Origin of the sequence: Alkalilacustris brevis, from assembly GCF_003350345.1 — a bacterium.
In the GTDB taxonomy this organism is placed as follows: Bacteria; Pseudomonadota; Alphaproteobacteria; order Rhodobacterales; family Rhodobacteraceae; genus Alkalilacustris; species Alkalilacustris brevis.
The window spans coordinates 21,754-38,984 of sequence record NZ_QNVJ01000069.1; the positions used below are offsets into that span (position 1 = coordinate 21,754).

Below are 17,231 nucleotides of genomic sequence, written 5' to 3' on the forward strand. Positions count from 1 at the left end.
TAAATATTATGCAGCGTCATTGTAGGAGGGCGTTTCGTTCGGACCTGGGGCATGTGATCCTGATCGGGCGGAGGCGTACAAGATATTTGACGCTTGGTGATTTCTGACTGGCGTTGAAAATAAACCTTTGAGGCGTTTCAGACAGCCGCGACCTCTCGGGCACAGCGCGAGGTGGGACATATGGGCGAATACACGATTACGCTTGGCCCGGTGAATTATGCCGGCACGACCGTTACGTCGGACCATTTCGGCACCAATGTCGTTTTCACGCGCGATTACCTGGATTACGGCGGGCCGTTTGACCGCATCTTCGATCTGTTGAGCTTTGGCGCCATCCGTTTTCCCGGCGGCACTTTTACCGAAGAGGCGTTCAGCCCCGGCGGCCCCGCCGCCGAGCGGTTGTTCGACATCTATCGCCCCAGCGGGCTGCTCGGCGACTCGGATACTGGCGGCATCGAAGATGACGAGGCGCGTATCGTCACCGCGCCTGCAGCCTTTGAATACGCCAACACCAAGGACGTGCCGTTCAATTTCGTCCTGCCGACGGAAAACTACCTTTCCGATACGGTCGGTGACGATGGCTACCGCACCCCCGAGCCGTTCGGCCTCTACCGGTTGATCGACCGGGTCGATGACATGATCCGCGGCGACTATGGCGACATCGAAATCGACATGTTCGTCATCGGCAACGAATTCTGGTATCGCGACGAGCGTATGTCTGCCACCGAATACGGCCGCATTGTCGATGACCTCTCGGTCGGGCTGCAGACGGTCTTTGACCTGTATCGCGCCGAGCTTGACGACCCCGACGCCTGGACCGAACCCAAGATCGCCGCCCAGGTCAGCCAGGGCTGGCGGCCCGAGGACAACCAGGCGATCCTGGCCGAGCTGGGCCCCGAGGCGCGCGCGGCGGTAGACGTTGTCGTGACGCATTTCTACCCGCGCTATTACCAGCATGTCGCCAATTCGCGCGGGCAGTTCGACCGGCTGGATGACTGGCAGAATGCCGAAGGTTTCGGCGATCTCGAATATTACGTGTCCGAGTGGAACACCTCGCTCGAGCAGGACAGCGACGCGGGGCTGATGCAGGCCTCGACCATGCTCGAGGTCACGCGCACCATGCTCTTGCGCGATGTCGATCACGCCTCGATCTGGGGGGTGCAGTATCAGAACCTCAAGAACCGGCTTTCCGAGCTGGATAGAGGCCATGATGAGGTTTCGGGCGGGGATTACCGGCTGACCCCGGCGGGCGAGCTGTTCCGCATGATGAACCCGTCGCTGCAGGGGCTGCGGGTGCTGGATACCGACACCCCCGACGCGCTGCGCAGCGATCTGCTGACCCCGCCGGAAGACCGTGAACCGGACAATCGCGACCAGCTGGTGATGCACGCTTTCGGCAGCGACGAGCGGGCGGTGATCTTCCTGTCGTCGCGCACCGACACCCCGATGACCGTCACGCTGGATCATGAAGGGCTGATCCCCGAATACAGCCATGTCTGGGCGCAGAAGCTCGGCGTGCTCGACGACCCCGCGACCACCCGCGACGAGGGCGACCCGACCGAACCCTTCGCGCGGCCCTACCTGACCTCCTACATGGAAGACGCGATGGGCGATGGCGAGGGGTTCACGATCGAACTCGACGCCTATGAGATCGTGCGGTTCGAGTTCACCATCGCCGATGACATCGGGGTGCACCTCTATGGCCATGACCAGGTCGTGGACCCCGCCGCCAGCTATGACGACACGCTGATCGGCGCCGCGGGCGACGACCTGATCGAGGGGCATTACGGCGACAACCTGCTGATGGGGATGGCCGGCAATGACATCATCATCGGCGGCGCGGGCAACGACACGATCGACGGCGGCGAGGGCGATGACCTGCTGTTCTCGGGCGAGGGCAACAACGAAATGCACGGCGGCCCCGGCAACGACACGCTGATCGCTGACGGGGGCGGCGCGAACATCCTGACCGGCGGGGAGGGGACCAACCATTTCGCGGTTTCAGTCGAAGGCGACGTGACGATCACCGATTTTCGCCCCGACGAGGGACAGAGCCTGAGCTTCCTGCGCCATTACGAAAGCAGCAAGGAGGTGATGGAGCGCGCCACCATCGACGGCGATGATATCATCATCCTGCATGACGAAGGGACCACCGAACTGCTGGGCGCGGCGGCACATTTCGACGATCTGGAGGCCGCGCTGGCCGACCATATGGAGGAGTCGCCGCTCGATGCGCTGCTCGATGTGTTTCTGGCCGAGCCGCCCGACGGCTCCATCGCGCCCGACCCGGAGCCGCCCGAGGATTATGAATCGCTGCGCGAGATCAAGCTGGAACTGGCGCGGATGCTCAATTCGCATTCCGAGGAGGGGCTGCAGGCGTTTCTCGACGAGCAGGACGAGGAAACCCTTGTCGCGCTGGCGGAACTGATAAACCCGGCGATTCTGACATTCACCACGACCTCGATCTTCGACGTGTTTCTGAATTCGCTGCCCGAGGAGTCGGTTGACCATTATTTTGCCCGGCTGCCGGCGGAACTGCTGGGCCAGCAGCTCATGCGGTTCGAGGAGGCGCTGCCGTCCGATGTTCTGGACCTAAGCCCCTATGTGCTGGAAAAGTTTCTCGACAAGCTCACCGATGAGGATGGCGCGGCCTGGCTTTCGCGCATGGATCAGGACGATCAGGGCGCGCTGCTGTCGCGGATGGACGAGGCCGAACTGGACCCGGAGAACTGGGCCTGGTTCTCCACCTTCGATGCGCCGCCGGAGCCCGAGGAAGACGAGGAAGAAGACTTCGACGGCGGCGGCGGGGGCGGCGGCTGTTTTGTCGCCACCTGCGCCTATGGCGGGCGGGCGCATCCGGATGTGGCCTTCCTGCGCTGCTGGCGCGATCTGGTGCTGGCCGAATACGCCGCAGGGCGGGCGTTCATCCGGGTTTACTACCGGGTCGGCCCTCGGCTGGCGCGCGCGCTCGCGCCATGCTCGCGTGCTCGCGCCCTGATGCGCGCGCTGCTGGGCGGGGTTGTGCGGCTGCTCGGGCACGCGCACGGGCTGCGGGGGCGCTGAAAACTCCGCGCCGCGGCGCCCCTTGCCGCCGTGGAAATGGATATTTGGGCCAAGAAGAAAGGGCTTGCGCAGCACCCGGCAGAGTGGCGTTGCGCGCAGGGCGGTTTTCAAGCGTGAAGGAAGCTGCTAGTTCGGCGCGCGACAGCCACGGATGCCAGGCATGACCGAGATCAGACTCCACAACACCCGCAGCCGCCGCAAGGAGGTCTTCGCGCCGCTCGACGCGCAGAATGTGCGGATGTATGTCTGTGGCCCAACGGTCTATGACCGGGCGCATCTGGGCAATGCGCGGCCGGTGGTGGTATTTGACGTGCTGTTCCGGCTGTTGCGCCATGTCTACGGCGAGGGCCATGTGACCTATGTGCGCAATTTCACCGATGTCGATGACAAGATCAATGCCCGCGCCCGCGAGATGCAGGCCGGCGGCGATGGGCGCGACCTGAATGACATTGTGCGGGCGCTGACCGACGAGACGATTGCCTGGTATCACGCCGACATGGACGCGCTGGGGGCGCTGCGGCCCAGCCACGAGCCGCGCGCGACCGAGTATATCGGGCAGATGATTGCGATGATCGAGGGGCTGGTGGCGAAGGGCTGCGCCTATGCGGCTGGGGGCCATGTGCTGTTCGATGTGCGTGCCTATCCGGAGTACGGGCGGCTTTCAGGGCGGTCGGTCGATGACATGATCGCGGGCGCCCGGGTCGAGGTGGCGCCCTACAAGCGCGATCCGATGGATTTCGTGCTATGGAAACCCTCCAGCGCGGATGAACCGGGCTGGGAAAGCCCCTGGGGGCGTGGGCGGCCGGGCTGGCATATCGAGTGCTCGGCGATGAGCCACGAGTTGCTGGGCGAGAGTTTCGACATCCACGGTGGTGGCATCGATTTGCAGTTTCCCCACCATGAAAACGAGATCGCGCAAAGCTGCTGCGCCCACCCCGAAGGCGATTTCGCCCGCGTCTGGCTGCATAACGAGATGGTGCAGGTGGACGGCAAGAAGATGTCGAAATCGCTGGGGAATTTTTTCACGGTGCGGGATTTGCTGGACCAGGGCTGGCCGGGCGAGGTGATCCGGTTTGTCATGCTAAGCACGCATTACCGCAAGCCGATGGACTGGACGGAGGAGAAGGCCAAGGCTGCGGAAGATGAGCTTTGGCTTTGGTCACTGGAAACGACTGATGTTGAGGCCGCTGAGCACACCCCCGAGCAGGTTGTTTCCGCGTTGACGGACGATCTGAACACTCACGCCGCGATAACCGCTCTTCGGGGTCTGTTTAAGAATGAAGAGTTCGGTAGTCTTAAGCGTGGGCTGCAACTGATGGGATTCGAGTTGAGTGCAGATGCAGGCTCCATTGCCGCCTCGAAACATCTTCAGAGCTATGCACCGTTTCGAGACACGATAGAGGCGGCACTTCAAACACGATCTGTGGCAAAGCGCGAGCGACGGTTCTCGGAAGCCGATAGGATTAGAAACGTGTTGATGGCCGCAGGCATAACACTTCAAGATGCCCCGGATGGCTCAACAACTTACACAGTTAAGCGCGATTTCGACCCGTCCAAGCTGGAGTCTCTCAATTGATGCCTCGACGGTTTGTATCCCAACCACAGCGCAGCCCCCGGCCCGAGGGTGGGGGCGTTTTCGCCCCCGCCCTGGGGGGCGGGTCGGGGGCGAAGCGGGATGCAGGCATCCCGCAGGGAATTGCAAGTTCAAGTGCTTTCGCCCCCGTGTCGCGCCAGAGGCGCGCAGCTTCGGCGCGACGGGGCGGGTCGGGGGCGAACGGGATCGCAGGCGCCCAGGAACGGGGGGCGCGCCATGGCTGAACGCCTTTATCTCTACGACACCACGCTGCGCGACGGGCAGCAGACGCAGGGCGTGCAGTTCTCGCTCGACAACAAGCGCGCGATCGCCGTGATGCTCGATGCGCTGGGGCTCGATTACATCGAGGGAGGCTGGCCCGGCGCCAACCCGACCGACAGCGATTTCTTTGCCGCAGCGCCGCAAACCCGCGCCACCTTTACGGCGTTCGGGATGACCAAACGCGCCGGGCGGTCGGCGGCCAATGACGATGTGCTGGCGGCGGTGCTGAACGCCGGCACGCCGGCGGTGTGCCTGGTGGGCAAGACGCATGATTTCCACGTCACCACCGCGCTGGGGCTGACGCTGGAGGAAAACCTCGAGAACATCGCAGCCTCACTCGCGCATCTGGTGGGGCAGGGGCGCGAGGCGCTGTTTGACGCCGAGCATTTCTTCGACGGCTGGAAGGCCAATCGCGCCTATGCGCTGGACTGCCTGCGCGCGGCATACGAGGCCGGCGCGCGCTGGATCGTGCTGTGCGACACCAATGGCGGCACCTTGCCTGACGAGATCGGCGCCATCACTTCCGAGGTGATCGCCGAGGGCATCCCCGGCGACCGGTTGGGCATCCATTGCCATGACGATACCGGCAACGCGGTGGCGGGCAGCCTGGCGGCGGTGGAGGCGGGCGCGCGGCAGGTGCAGGGCACGTTGAACGGGCTGGGCGAACGCTGCGGCAATGCCAACCTTGTCACGCTGATCCCGACGCTGCTGCTGAAAGAGCCCTATGCCAGCCGGTTCGAGACGGGCGTCACACCCGACGCGCTGGCAGGGCTGACGCGCATCTCGCGCAAGCTCGACGATATCCTCAACCGGGTGCCGCTGCGCTCGGCGCCCTATGTCGGGGCCTCGGCCTTTGCTCACAAGGCCGGGCTGCACGCCAGCGCGATCCTGAAGGACCCCGCCACCTACGAGCATGTCGATCCCGCCGTGGTGGGCAATGCGCGCATCATTCCGATGTCGAACCAGGCCGGGCAGTCGAACCTGCGCGCGCGCCTTGCCGATGCCGGTATCGAGGTGGAGCCGGGCGACCCGCGCCTGGCGCGCATCCTTGACGAGGTGAAGGCGCGCGAGGATATGGGCTATGCCTATGACGGCGCGCAGGCCAGTTTCGAGCTGGTGGCGCGGCGCGTGCTGGGGCTGATCCCCGATTTCTTCGAGGTCAAGCGCTACCGCGTCACCGTCGAGCGCCGGCGCAACAAGCGCAACCAGGTGGTGACGCTGTCCGAGGCGGTGGTGGTCGTCAAGATCGGCGATGCCAAGATGCTTTCGGTCTCGGAATCGATGGATGCCTCGGGCAATGACCGCGGCCCGGTCAACGCGCTGGCGCGCGCGCTGGGCAAGGATCTGGGCCCGTATCAGGACATCATCGACGACCTGAAGCTGGTCGATTTCAAGGTGCGCATCACCCAGGGCGGCACCGAGGCCATGACCCGCGTGATCATCGACAGCGAAGACAGCGCCGGGCACCGCTGGTCAACCGTGGGGGTTTCACCCAATATCGTGGATGCGAGCTTCGAGGCGTTGCTCGACGCGATCACCTGGAAGCTTATTCGCGACGGGGCGCAGCCAGTATGAACGAAGCTTTCTTTACTCTGCATGACGATCTGCCGCGCGAGGGGCCGGGCGACCGCGAAAGCCTCGACTGGGCGATGGGCGTGGCGCGGGTGCCGCAGGCGGCACGCATTCTCGATGCCGGTTGCGGGCCGGGGGCGGATATCCGCGGGCTGCTCGAACATGCGCCGCGGGGGAAGGTGCTGGCGCTCGATCTGCATCCGGGCTTTGCCGAGCGCGCTTCGGCCGGGTTCGAGGATGATCCGCGCGTGACCGCCCGCGCCGGCGACATGATGGCGGTCGAGGGGCCGTTCGACCTGATCTGGTCGGCCGGCACGATATATTTCGAAGGGGTGCGGCAGGCGCTGGAGGGCTGGCGCGACGCCCTGGCACCTGGCGGCAAGGTGGTGTTTTCCGAACTGGTCTGGCGCAACGCGACGCCGCCTGAGCCCACGCGCGCCTTCTGGGCCGCGGAATACCCCGACATGACCGACGAGGCCGGCCTGCGCGACGAGATTGCCGCCGCCGGGTATCGGCTGCTCGATTGTCGATACCTGCCCGCGTCGGCCTGGGAGGCCTATTATGGCCCGCTCGAGGAGCGGATGGATGAGCTGGAGGCCGAAGGGCCTGACGATGACATCCCCGGCTTGGCCGAAGTCATCGCCGCCCACCGGCGCGAGATTGCCATCTGGCGGGCGCATGGTGACAGCTTCGGATACCTGCTCTGTGTGACGGAACCGGCATGACCCTTGCCGCCTGCGCCGCGCTTGTCGAGGCGGGCGACCCTGACCGCCACCTCGCCACCATGGCCGCGCCCGAGGGCGACCGCGCCCTGCTCTGGCCGCTATACGCCTTCAACCTCGAGATCGCGCGCGCGCCCTGGGCCTCCGATGAGCCGATGATCGCCGAGATGCGGCTGCAGTTCTGGCGCGATGCTCTGGACGCGGTTGCGACGGGGGCCGCGCCGCCCGCGCATGAGGTGGCGGTGCCGCTGTCCGAACTCGTGCATGCGGCGGCGCTGCCGCTTGAACCCTTGCGCGAGATGATCGAGGCGCGGCGCTGGGATATCGGGCGCGCGCCGTTTGCGGACGAGGCCGCACTGCTGGCGCATCTCCAGGCGACATCGAGCAACCTGATGTGGCTGGCGGCGCAAGCCCTGGGGGCGCCCGCGCAGGCCGAGCCGGTGGTGCGCGATGCCGGGCTGGCGGCGGGGGTGGCCGGCTGGCTGGTGGCTGTGCCCACGCTTGAGGCGCGCGGCCGGGTGCCTCTGGTCGATGGCCGCCCGGAAGGGGTGCGCGCGCTGGCGCGGCAGGGGCTTGCGCATCTGTCCCGCGCACGGGCACGGCGCGCGCAGCTGCCGCGCCGTGCGCTGCCGGCGCTTCTGGCCGGCTGGCGCAGCGGCGCGCTGCTGAGCATGGCGGCCCGCCGGCCCGAACGCGTCGGGCAAGGGGCGCTGGTACAGTCCGAGTTCCGCCGCCGGGGCAGCCTGCTGCTGCGCGGGCTGAGCGGATTGTGGTAGCCGCGTGTCCTTGCCCGCCGATCAACGTGCCCCAGATAGCCAGAGCCATGACAGACAGCCACAGCCCCCTGAACGAAGCCATCCCCGCCTGGATCGACGGCCAGCTCGTGCCTGTTGGCAAGCTTGACGCGCATCTGCGGGGGCTGCGGCACAAGGCGGTGTCGGTTTTTGTGATGTCGGGCGATGGCAGACTGCTCCTGCAGCGCCGCGCGGCGGGCAAATACCACACGCCGGGTCTCTGGGCCAACAGCTGCTGCACGCATCCCCATTGGGGCGAGGCGGCGGAACCCTGTGCGGCAAGACGGCTGGGCGAGGAGCTTGGCCTTTACGGGCTGCGGCTGCTGCATCGCGGGCAGGTGGAGTATCGCGCCGATGTGGGCGGCGGCATGATCGAGCACGAGTTGGTCGATATGTTCATGGCCGAGGCCGGTCCCGAGGTTCGCCCCGTTCCGAACCCCGTCGAGGTGATGGAGACCGACTGGCTGTCGCCCGACGATCTGGCCGCGCGCATCGCGCAGGCCCCGGCGCGCTTCACACCCTGGTTGCGGCTTTACATGGCGCAGCACCGCGATCTGATCTTCGGGGGTTGAAGCAATTCAAGCCGGGCGCATCCGTGCCCCCCTCGGGCGGTCGCGCCCCGTCGTGCAAACGCCGAGCGTCGTGACTGAATCCGGCAGACGGCAACTCGCCCTAGCACCGCGGGCGGGGTGAAACCGATTGAACGCGACGCGCTGTGTGAACGCGCGGGCGCGGTGCGCAATGAAGAACGCCGCCCCTTGCCGGGACGGCGCGCCTTCGGCCAAGCACCCGGCAAGGGGGCGCCTCGCCTTACTCTGCCTGGTTGGCGGCGTTCACGGCATCGAGCCCGGCGGTGAAGCCCATCAGCGAAATCGTCAGTTCGACCCGCTGATCGGGGGCCGCGGCCGGCACGATCGTCATGATCGCCTCGGCGCCGCGCTTGAAGCTTTCCACCTCGGCCGCGGTGAAGCCCACGCGCGCCACGCAGCCGATGGCCGCGCACCATGTGAACGGATAGCGTTTGGCCGTGCCGCCATCGATGCGCATGGTGATCTGCTCGGTCAGCAGGGTTTCAAGCGGCGTGATGACCGTGGCGCCGGCTGCCGCCTCGCCGCCCGGGGGCAGGCCGAAGATGCTGATCTCGGCGACCGAATTGCCCTCCTGATCCTGGAGAAGCTGAACAAGCTGGCAGGGGTCGGACCCGTCGGGCATCCGCACGCACTGCATTTCCCAGTCATTGAAGGTTTCGGCAAGATAGCTGTCGCCGAAGCCTTCGCCGACTTCCTCGCCCAGCGAAAGGCCATCGGTGGCAAGGTCTTCACCCGGTGCTTCGGTAATCTCCTGCGCCCATGCGCCGGTTGCCACAAGGGTTGCTGCCACCACGGCAAGATGTCTGGAGGTTCTGAGCATTGCTGTCCTGATCCTGTATGACGTTTTATGTTCTTTGCGGCATTTATCATGCCACAAGCGGGCTGTCAGGTGGATTTCCGTGATCGGCGGTCCGATCCGGCTGTGCAGGCCATGAAAAAAAGGGCCGCGAAAAACCGGCCCTTTTTATGTGAATGCTCCCTGTCGGACGGGCCGACTTCGTGATTGAGGGGACGTTACGAATTGCATCGCGATCCGTCAACAGGGATTCTCACATCAATGTGTGCGGTCAAAAAAGGCCGCGCTTTGCGGCGCGGCCCAGTCTGACAGGGAGGAAACCAACCAGGCCGACCAAGGCCCGGCTGACCGCCCCGAGACTGCGCGAAAGAGGTTAACCGAGGGTTCGCAGCGGCGCGCGCGGTCAGGCCCGGCGAATCCTGAGTTCGGTGATCCGGTTGTCCTCGCGGCCGGTGATCTCGAAGCGGAAGCCATGAAAGGTGAAGACCTGCCCCTCTGACGGGATGGTCTGTGCCTCGTGTATGACCAGCCCGGCGATGGTATTGGCCTCGTCGTCGGGCAGGTCCCAGTCGGTTTCGCGGTTGAGGTCGCGGATGGTGGTGGAGCCTTCGACCAGAAAGCTGCCATCGTCGAGCGCGCGCACCGGGCTTTCCTGGGTGACGTCGAACTCGTCCTCGATCTCGCCCACGATCTCTTCGAGGATGTCTTCCAGGGTGATCAGCCCGTGCAGGGCGCCGTATTCATCGACGACCAGCGCGAAATGTCGGCGCTGGTGCAGGAACTGGCGCATCTGCTCGTCAAGTGGGGTGGTGTCGGGCACGAAATAGGGCGCGCGGGCGATTCGCATCACGTCCAGCCCGGAAATCGCGTCATAATTGCCGCCGCCCGCGCGGATCAGACGGTCTGCCTCGCGCAGCAGGTCGCGGAAATGGACCACGCCGACGATGTTTTCGGGGTTGTCGCGAAAGACCGGCAGCCGCGTGTGCGATGAATTGACCACCTGCGCCACGATCTCTTCGGGCGCGGCGCTTGCGTCGATCATCTCGATCTGGCTGCGGTGGCGCATGACTTCCTCGACCGTGCGGTCGCCCAGATCAAGCGCGCCAAGGATGCGGTCGCGATCCTCCTTTTCCACCGCGCCTTCGTGATGGCCAAGCGCGATGGTGCCGGCGATTTCCTCGCGAACCGAAAGGATGTGGCGGTCGGGGTCGGTGCGCACCCCGAATAGCCAGAGAATTCCTCGCACCAGCACCTGCACCGTGCCCACGACCGGCCAGAACACGCGCACCACCAGCGAAATCGGCCATGCCACCCGCGCGGCGGCAGCCTCGGGTGCAGTGATTGCATAGGTCTTTGGCAGCACCTCGGCAAAGATCAGCACCAGGAGCGTCATCACCAATGTGGCCAGCGCCACGCCGGAATCCCCCAGCAGCCGCGTGAACAGCGCCGTGGCCAGCGAGGCGGCCAGGATGTTGACCAGGTTATTGCCCAGCAAAATCGCGCCGATCAGCCGTTCGCTGTCCTCGGTCAGCCGCAGCGCGGTCTTTGCACCGTGCCCGCCCTTGTCGGCCTGCGCCCGAAGCTTGCCGCGCGACGAGGCGGTGAGCGCGGTTTCACTGCCCGAAAAGAATGCCGAAAGCACCAGAAGCGCGAGTATCGCGCCGACAGTCAGCCATAAAGCGGTGTCGAGCATGGGGGGTGAGGTGTCCATCCGGCAAATCTGTAACGCCCCCGTTATGGGCGCGCGGGCGACGCGGATCAACCATTTGGCGCGCTTGCCCGCGTTTTGCTGCCGTGCTGTGGCGGTGGCGTCAGGCGCGGCGCGGCTCAGGCAGTGTTATCGTCGCCGCCTTCGCTTGTGTTGTCCTGCCCGGGGTGCTCAACCTGTGCCAGCGGGTGATGTTCCAGCACTAGCTCGCGCAGCCGCTCCTCCAGGACATGGGTATAAATCTCGGTGCTGGAAATGTCGGCATGACCCAGCAGCGTCTGGATCACCCGAAGGTCGGCCCCGCCCGAAAGCAGATGCGTGGCAAAGGCATGGCGCAGCCGGTGGGGTGTCACCTGTGCGGGGTCGAGCCCGGCGGCCAGCGCGAATTCCTTTATCAGCCCGTGAAAGCGGTTGCGGGTCAGATGCCCCAGCTTCCCGCGCGAGGGAAACAGAAAGCGCGACGGCGCGGCCCCGCGGCTGCGGGCGGCGTCATCCTCGGCATCGCGCAGGGCCAGCCAGGCGCCCAGTGCCGCGCGCGCAGGCCCGGAAAGCGGCACCATCCGCTCGCGCCCGCCCTTGCCGCGCACCAGCAGCATCCTTGGGTCGCCGCGCGCCGCAGCCACTGGCAGGCCGACCAGTTCCGACACCCGCATGCCTGTCGCGTAGAGCAACTCCATCAGGCAGGCGTTGCGGGCGCGTTCCAGTTCGCTGCGGCCCTGCGTGCGGGCGGCATCGAGCAGGCGCTCGACTTCCGCCTCGCTCAGGCTGTGGGGCAGGCGGGGCTTGCGGGCCGGCCCCTGGATCTGAAGCGCAGGGTTGTCGTCGCGCCAGCCTTCTTCATGGGCGAAGCGGTAAAGCTGGCGAATCGCCGAAAGCCGCCGCGCACGGGTGCTGGCGGAAAGCCCCTCGGCATCGCAGGCCATGAGATAGGCCTCAACATCGTCGCGCCCGGCCCGCGCCAGTGCATTGCCGCGCCCGGCCAGCCATTCGGCAAAGGCGCGCAGGTCGCGGCCATAGGCCAGGCGCGTGTTGCGCGCGGCGTCGCGTTCGGCGGCCTGGGCCTCTAGAAAGGTCGAGATCCAGCGCCCGGCGTCCTGATCGAGCCGCGCCACCCTCTCAGCCCCTGCGATCGAGCAGCACAAGCTGCAACGCCGCGCGGCGGGCGTGATCTTCAAGCCCTGCGCGCACCAGCACGGCCAGCCCCTCGGCCACCCCGCGCAGATCGCCCGCCGCGCCATCGTGCAACCGGCTGATCGCGGTCAGCACGGCGGCGCCGGTCTCGCCCCGTTCCAGCAGGCGCGCGGCAGGGCCGTCGGGGGCCTGCCCGGTCAGCCCGTCGCGCAGGGCATCGGTCATGCCCGCCGGCTGGTTCTGGCCGCTGGCGGGGATCTCGCCCCCAAGAGCAAGGGCCTTCAGCATCGCCTCGCCGGGGGTGGCGGGGTCGTGCGCGGCGGCGAGATCCGCGTAAGCCGGGGTCAGCAGGCCCATGCGAAAGGCCAGTGCGCGGGCCTCTTCGCCCAGGGCCAGGCGCAGCGCATCCTCGGCAAACAGCCGGGCCAGCGTGGCTTCAAGTTCGATTTCGGCCAGCCGTGCCCAGGCTTGCGGCAAGGCGCGGCTTGCCGCCCCGCCATCTTGGGCCTGGATCGCGCGGTCGAGTTGTTGCACCGCCTCGGCGCGGTCCCACACCCCGCCCGAGGCTGCCGGCCGGCGCGCGGTGTAGAGCCCAAGCAGCCGGTTTGGCGGCAAGGCGCCGGCGCGGGTCAGCCGTTCGGCCGCTTCGATCTGGTTGCGCCAGGCGGCATTGCTGCGCAGTTCCGCGTGGGAAAAGGCCGGCGGCAACAGCCGCGTTGGCGGGGCGTCGCCCAGTGCCTCGAGCAGCCGCCAGACCAGCGGGCTGGGCAGCGTGAACTCGGGCAGCGGCGCGTCATGGTCGAACAGCTCGGGGTCGAGAAACCGCGCGAGCAACTCTTCCTCGGCCTCGGTAATGAACTCCAGCGCCCGCGCGCTGCGCAGGGTCAGGGCCGCAGTGCTCCAGTGCCCGGCGCGGGCAAAACAGAAGATCCGCGCCGGATAGCTGGGTTCCAGCCCGGTGCGGCGCAGCAGCGCGTCGCAGGCGGCCTCTTCGCGGCCCAGCAACAGCCCGGCATCGAACCAGCGGCGGAACAGATCGGGATTGTCGGCCCCGTGATTCTCGATCAGCGCCAGCGCCTGTTCGACCCCGCCAAAATCCAGCAGCCGGTCCACACGGGCAAGGAAAAGCTGCTGCTGACCGTCGGTATCGTCGGGCGGGTCGAACTCGGTCAGCAGGATGGTGAAGGACAGATCGCGCAGCGCCGGCAACGCATCGCCGGGCAGGGCGGCGATGGCCCCGGTCAGCGTCTCAGTCGTGCTGCCCGCCCAGAAATCGCGCGGCAGCCCGGCCTGTTCGGCGGAAACCAGCCCGACCGCCTCGACCGAGGGCGCGTCGATCGGCTCCACGGTGATTTCGCCTGCTCCGGGCACCGGGGGCGGCAGGACCTCCTGTTCGCTGACGGCATCCGATGGCGGCGCCATGATCGATTCTGACAGCCAGTCGATAGCCGAAAGCGGCGCTTCGGCATGGCCCGCGCCCGGTGTCAGCAGCGGCAGGCCCAGAGCCAGTGTCTGCGCCAGCGCCAGTGCCACGCAGCGGCGGGACGGGGGGCGGCGTTCAGCGCGCATCCAGAGTGACAGGCAGCCGGGTTTCGCTGCGCTCGGGTTCGAGATCACCCAGATAGGCATAGCCGGCAAGGCCGATGCCCGCGATCACCAGAAGGTAGAATATACCCCGGAAAAGACGTCCCATTTCGAATGCCCCGTTGCCTCTTGGGTGTTATGCGCGCTATTGGCGTTCGATCTTATATCGCATTTCGCGGCAGTGTACGCCATTCGCGCCGCGCAGCAACAGGGGCGGATCGCCGGATCGTGAACGGACCGCTGAAAAAGACAGTCGTGCTGATCGGCATGATGGGCGCGGGCAAGACTGCGGTGGGCGGTCAGATGGCCCGTATACTGGGCGTTCCCTTCATGGATTCGGATGACGAGATCGAAAAGGCCGCCAACATGACGGTGGCGGAAATCTTCGCCCGCGATGGCGAGGCGTTCTTCCGCCGCAAGGAAAGCCAGGTGCTTACGCGGCTGCTGGCAGGGCGGCCCGCGGTGCTTTCGACAGGGGGCGGTGCCTTCATGCAGACGGCCAATCGCGAGATGATCTCCGCGCGCGGCGTCTCGGTATGGCTAAAGGCGGACCTCGAGCTGCTGTGGGAGCGGGTGCGTCACCGCGGCACGCGGCCGCTGCTCAACACGCCGGATCCGCGCGGCGCCCTGCGTCGCCTGATCGAAGAGCGTGGCCCCGTCTACGCCCTGGCCGACATCACCGTCGAGGCGATGCCGGGCCATTCGATCGAGACCACCGCATCGCGGGTGATCGCAGCGCTGGAAAGCCGCCCCGACGTTCTGGAAAGACGAGGCTGAGATGCAGATAGAAACCGTGCATGTTCCGCTCGGCGACCGCGCCTATGACGTGCGCATCGGGGCAGGGCTGCTGGCCTCGGCCGGGGCCGAGGTCGCGCCCTTGCTGTCGCGCCGCAAGGTTGCGGTCCTGACCGACGAGACCGTCGCGCGCCACCACCTGCCGGGGCTTGAGGCCGGGCTTGCGGCCGCCGGGATCGAGACTGCCGCGCTGGCGCTGCCGGCGGGCGAGGGCACCAAGGGCTGGACGCAACTGGCGCGCGCCACCGAATGGCTGCTCGAACAGCGCACCGAACGCGACGATCTGGTGATCGCACTGGGCGGCGGCGTGATCGGCGATCTGGCCGGGTTCGCGGCGGCGATCCTGCGCCGTGGCGTGCGCTTCGTGCAGATTCCCACGACCTTGCTGGCGCAGGTGGACAGTTCGGTTGGCGGCAAGACAGGCATCAACACCGCGCAGGGCAAGAACCTGGTGGGCGCGTTCCATCAGCCGGCGCTGGTGCTGGCCGATATCGACCTGCTTTCCACCCTTGCGCCGCGTGATTTCCTGGCCGGCTATGGCGAGGTGGTGAAATACGGCCTGCTGGGCGATGCCGCGTTCTTCGAATGGCTCGAGCTGAACGGCCCGGCCCTGGCGGCGGGGGATGCAGGGCTGCGGCAATACGCGGTGCGCCGTTCGGTCGAGATGAAGGCCGGGATCGTCACCCGCGACGAAACCGAACAGGGCGAGCGCGCGCTGCTCAACCTGGGTCATACCTTCGCCCATGCGCTCGAGGCGGCAACCGGCTATGGCGACCGTCTCCTGCATGGCGAGGCGGTGGCCATCGGCTGCGGGCTTGCGTTTGATCTCAGCGCGCGGCTGGGGCTTTGTGCGCAGGAGTTGCCGGGGCGCATCGGGGCGCATCTGCAGGCAATGGGGATGAAGTCGCGCCTGTCCGACATCCCCGGCCCCTTGCCCGAGGCGCAAGGGCTGCTGGCGCTGATGGCGCAGGACAAGAAGGTGCGCGCCGGGCGCATCCGCTTCGTTCTGGCGCGCGGGATCGGGGAAAGCTTCGTCGCCGAGGACGTGCCGCAAGAGGCCGTGAAGGCGCTGCTGGACGAGGCGCTGTCGGCGCGCGGCTGAATTGGCACGCCGCTTTGGCGGGCCCTCAGGGCGTTTCTTCGTCTTCTTCGCTGCCCGGGGCGCTCCCGCCGTCAAGAATCCGGTCGATCGTGACCTCGGTGTCGGCGATGCGCTGGCCCAGCTGGCTCAGGCTGGGCGAGATCGCCGTTACCACGGCAATGGCCATGCCGACGATTGCCGCCGTCAGCACGACCCAATCGACGGTGACCGCGCCACTGTCGTCGTCGAGAAAATGCCTGGTCACATGCTGCATTCGGGCATTCCAGTCATGCATGGCTGGGCTGCGAGAGCCCTGTATCGTGCCAGTCTGCCAACAGAATGCACCGATAACCCGCCACAAACATGGAATTTTTGTGGCGTTGAAGGAAAAGCGCGCGATCCTGCCCGCCCGGCTTGGACATTGCACGGAAGCAAGGTTATGTAAGGGCAGACCGATCTGAGAGAGGCATCATGGCCCCGCGCGACATATCCGTTCCCGAACTGCGCCACCCCGAAAAGGCCCATCGCCCCGATAACGCGCAGCCGCGCAAGCCGGCCTGGATCCGCGTCAAGGCGCCGGGCTCGCGCGAATACATGCGCACCCGCGACATCATGCGCGAGCACAAGCTGACCACCGTCTGCGAAGAGGCCGGCTGCCCCAATGTTGGCGAATGCTGGAGCCAGGGTCACGCCACCATGATGATCATGGGCGAAGTCTGCACCCGTGGCTGCACCTTCTGCAACGTCGCCACCGGGCGGCCCGACGCGCTCGATGCGTTCGAGCCGGGGCGCGTGGCGCATGCGGTCGACAAGCTGGGGCTGAAACATGTGGTCATCACCAGCGTGGACCGCGACGATCTGGAAGACGGCGGCGCCGAGCATTTCGCGCAGACCATCCGCGCGGTGCGCCATCGCAGCCCCGACACCACCATCGAGATCCTGACGCCCGACTTCCTGCGCTGCCCGCCCGAAGCGGTGGAAAACGTGGTCGCCGCGCGGCCCGACGTGTTCAACCACAACCTGGAAACCGTGCCCGGCCTCTACCCCGAGGTGCGGCCCGGCGCGCGCTATTTCCACAGCCTGCGCCTGTTGCAGCGGGTCAAGGAACTGGACCCGTCGATGTTCACCAAATCGGGCATCATGGTGGGCCTGGGCGAGGATCGGCAATCGGTGCTGCAGGTGATGGATGACATGCGATCAGCCAATGTCGATTTCATCACCATCGGCCAGTATCTGCAGCCCACGTCGAAACATCACCGGGTTGACCGTTTTGTCACGCCCGAGGAATTTGCCGCCTATGAAAAATCGGCCTGGGGCAAGGGGTTCCTGATGGTTTCGGCGACACCGCTCACGCGGTCGAGCTATCACGCGGGCGACGATTTTGCCCGCCTGCGCGCCGCGCGACTCGCGCGGCTGGGGCAGGGCTGAGCGGCCCGCCCGCGCCGCGCGCGATGCCGGGCGGCCATGTTCTGGATTTGCAGGATCGGGGGATTTCGAATGACGGAGCGTGGCGTCGGGCTGAGCTATGCGGATGCGGGTG

At 66.5% G+C, this 17,231-nt stretch carries 15 protein-coding genes; 9 read left to right on the top strand and 6 right to left on the bottom strand.

Features of this window, described 5'->3' with window-relative positions; genetic code table 11:
• Positions 1 to 180: 180 nt before the first annotated feature.
• The 6 genes from DQ229_RS16820 to idi all read left to right on the top strand — a co-directional run bounded on the left by DQ229_RS16820 (position 181) and on the right by idi (position 8,578).
• Positions 181 to 3,063, top strand: coding sequence for a CFI-box-CTERM domain-containing protein (locus tag DQ229_RS16820; protein ID WP_114966394.1), 2,883 nt, complete (start codon positions 181 to 183; stop codon positions 3,061 to 3,063).
• Between the two features lie 160 nt (positions 3,064 to 3,223).
• Positions 3,224 to 4,639, top strand: a complete 1,416-nt coding sequence (gene cysS / locus DQ229_RS11360) for a cysteine--tRNA ligase (RefSeq protein ID WP_114966395.1) — start codon at positions 3,224 to 3,226, stop codon at positions 4,637 to 4,639.
• Between the two features lie 234 nt (positions 4,640 to 4,873).
• A complete protein-coding gene (gene cimA, locus DQ229_RS11365; protein ID WP_114966396.1) occupies positions 4,874 to 6,493 on the top strand; it encodes a citramalate synthase in 1,620 nt (539 codons plus the stop codon).
• On the top strand, positions 6,490 to 7,215 hold the full coding sequence (locus tag DQ229_RS11370; RefSeq protein WP_114966397.1) for a class I SAM-dependent methyltransferase: 726 nt from the start codon (positions 6,490 to 6,492) through the stop codon (positions 7,213 to 7,215). The genes cimA and DQ229_RS11370 overlap by 4 nt, the downstream gene beginning before the upstream one ends.
• Entirely contained in the window at positions 7,212 to 7,988 is a 777-nt protein-coding gene (locus DQ229_RS11375) for a squalene/phytoene synthase family protein (protein WP_114966398.1), read from the top strand. Before DQ229_RS11370 ends, DQ229_RS11375 begins: the two co-directional genes overlap by 4 nt.
• A gap of 68 nt (positions 7,989 to 8,056) precedes the next feature.
• A complete protein-coding gene (gene idi, locus DQ229_RS11380) occupies positions 8,057 to 8,578 on the top strand; it encodes an isopentenyl-diphosphate Delta-isomerase (protein WP_114966409.1) in 522 nt (173 codons plus the stop codon).
• 238 nt (positions 8,579 to 8,816) lie between these two features.
• Here idi and DQ229_RS11385 read toward each other — a convergent pair whose 3' ends face one another.
• The 5 genes from DQ229_RS11385 to DQ229_RS16925 form a co-directional block, all read right to left on the bottom strand.
• Positions 8,817 to 9,416 (bottom strand): invasion associated locus B family protein, encoded by a 600-nt coding sequence (locus DQ229_RS11385; protein WP_114966399.1) that lies wholly within the window; start codon positions 9,414 to 9,416, stop codon positions 8,817 to 8,819.
• A gap of 379 nt (positions 9,417 to 9,795) precedes the next feature.
• Positions 9,796 to 11,103 carry an HlyC/CorC family transporter gene (locus DQ229_RS11390; protein ID WP_114966400.1) on the bottom strand — a complete coding sequence of 436 codons (1,308 nt, stop codon included), beginning with the start codon at positions 11,101 to 11,103 and terminating at the stop codon, positions 9,796 to 9,798.
• A gap of 116 nt (positions 11,104 to 11,219) precedes the next feature.
• Positions 11,220 to 12,212: a site-specific tyrosine recombinase XerD gene (locus DQ229_RS11395; protein ID WP_238381046.1), complete on the bottom strand. Its 993-nt coding sequence runs from the start codon at positions 12,210 to 12,212 to the stop codon at positions 11,220 to 11,222.
• A 4-nt stretch (positions 12,213 to 12,216) separates the two neighbouring features.
• Positions 12,217 to 13,764: a hypothetical protein gene (locus DQ229_RS16825; protein WP_238381047.1), complete on the bottom strand. Its 1,548-nt coding sequence runs from the start codon at positions 13,762 to 13,764 to the stop codon at positions 12,217 to 12,219.
• 25 nt (positions 13,765 to 13,789) lie between these two features.
• Positions 13,790 to 13,924, bottom strand: a complete 135-nt coding sequence (locus DQ229_RS16925; RefSeq protein ID WP_274378843.1) for a hypothetical protein — start codon at positions 13,922 to 13,924, stop codon at positions 13,790 to 13,792.
• A gap of 29 nt (positions 13,925 to 13,953) precedes the next feature.
• Between DQ229_RS16925 and DQ229_RS11400 the strand changes: the two genes are divergently transcribed.
• Positions 13,954 to 14,592: a shikimate kinase gene (locus DQ229_RS11400; RefSeq protein WP_114966402.1), complete on the top strand. Its 639-nt coding sequence runs from the start codon at positions 13,954 to 13,956 to the stop codon at positions 14,590 to 14,592.
• Between the two features lies 1 nt (position 14,593).
• Positions 14,594 to 15,712 carry a 3-dehydroquinate synthase gene (aroB, locus tag DQ229_RS11405; RefSeq protein ID WP_114966403.1) on the top strand — a complete coding sequence of 373 codons (1,119 nt, stop codon included), beginning with the start codon at positions 14,594 to 14,596 and terminating at the stop codon, positions 15,710 to 15,712.
• Positions 15,713 to 15,737: 25 nt separating this feature from the next.
• On the opposite strand, the gene DQ229_RS11410 is transcribed toward aroB, so the two are convergent.
• The gene (locus DQ229_RS11410) at positions 15,738 to 15,965 is read right to left on the bottom strand and encodes a hypothetical protein (protein ID WP_114966404.1); all 228 of its coding nucleotides are present in this window, start codon (positions 15,963 to 15,965) and stop codon (positions 15,738 to 15,740) included.
• 197 nt (positions 15,966 to 16,162) lie between these two features.
• On the opposite strand from DQ229_RS11410, the gene lipA reads away from it, so the two are divergent.
• The gene (gene lipA / locus DQ229_RS11415) at positions 16,163 to 17,119 is read left to right on the top strand and encodes a lipoyl synthase (RefSeq protein WP_114966405.1); all 957 of its coding nucleotides are present in this window, start codon (positions 16,163 to 16,165) and stop codon (positions 17,117 to 17,119) included.
• Positions 17,120 to 17,231 lie beyond the last annotated feature (112 nt).

What these genes read in the sequence shown, in the direction of transcription:
- DQ229_RS16820 (WP_114966394.1), top strand. Translation starts at nt 181, where the DNA reads ATGGGCGAATACACGATTACGCTTGGCCCGGTGAATTATGCCGGCACG.
- aroB (WP_114966403.1), top strand. Translation starts at nt 14,594, where the DNA reads ATGCAGATAGAAACCGTGCATGTTCCGCTCGGCGACCGCGCCTATGAC.
- cimA (WP_114966396.1), top strand. Translation starts at nt 4,874, where the DNA reads ATGGCTGAACGCCTTTATCTCTACGACACCACGCTGCGCGACGGGCAG.
- lipA (WP_114966405.1), top strand. Translation starts at nt 16,163, where the DNA reads ATGGCCCCGCGCGACATATCCGTTCCCGAACTGCGCCACCCCGAAAAG.
- DQ229_RS11390 (WP_114966400.1), bottom strand. Translation starts at nt 11,103, where the DNA reads ATGGACACCTCACCCCCCATGCTCGACACCGCTTTATGGCTGACTGTC.
- DQ229_RS11375 (WP_114966398.1), top strand. Translation starts at nt 7,212, where the DNA reads ATGACCCTTGCCGCCTGCGCCGCGCTTGTCGAGGCGGGCGACCCTGAC.
- DQ229_RS16925 (WP_274378843.1), bottom strand. Translation starts at nt 13,924, where the DNA reads ATGGGACGTCTTTTCCGGGGTATATTCTACCTTCTGGTGATCGCGGGC.
- cysS (WP_114966395.1), top strand. Translation starts at nt 3,224, where the DNA reads ATGACCGAGATCAGACTCCACAACACCCGCAGCCGCCGCAAGGAGGTC.
- DQ229_RS11410 (WP_114966404.1), bottom strand. Translation starts at nt 15,965, where the DNA reads ATGCAGCATGTGACCAGGCATTTTCTCGACGACGACAGTGGCGCGGTC.
- DQ229_RS11400 (WP_114966402.1), top strand. Translation starts at nt 13,954, where the DNA reads ATGCGCGCTATTGGCGTTCGATCTTATATCGCATTTCGCGGCAGTGTA.
- DQ229_RS11385 (WP_114966399.1), bottom strand. Translation starts at nt 9,416, where the DNA reads ATGCTCAGAACCTCCAGACATCTTGCCGTGGTGGCAGCAACCCTTGTG.
- DQ229_RS11370 (WP_114966397.1), top strand. Translation starts at nt 6,490, where the DNA reads ATGAACGAAGCTTTCTTTACTCTGCATGACGATCTGCCGCGCGAGGGG.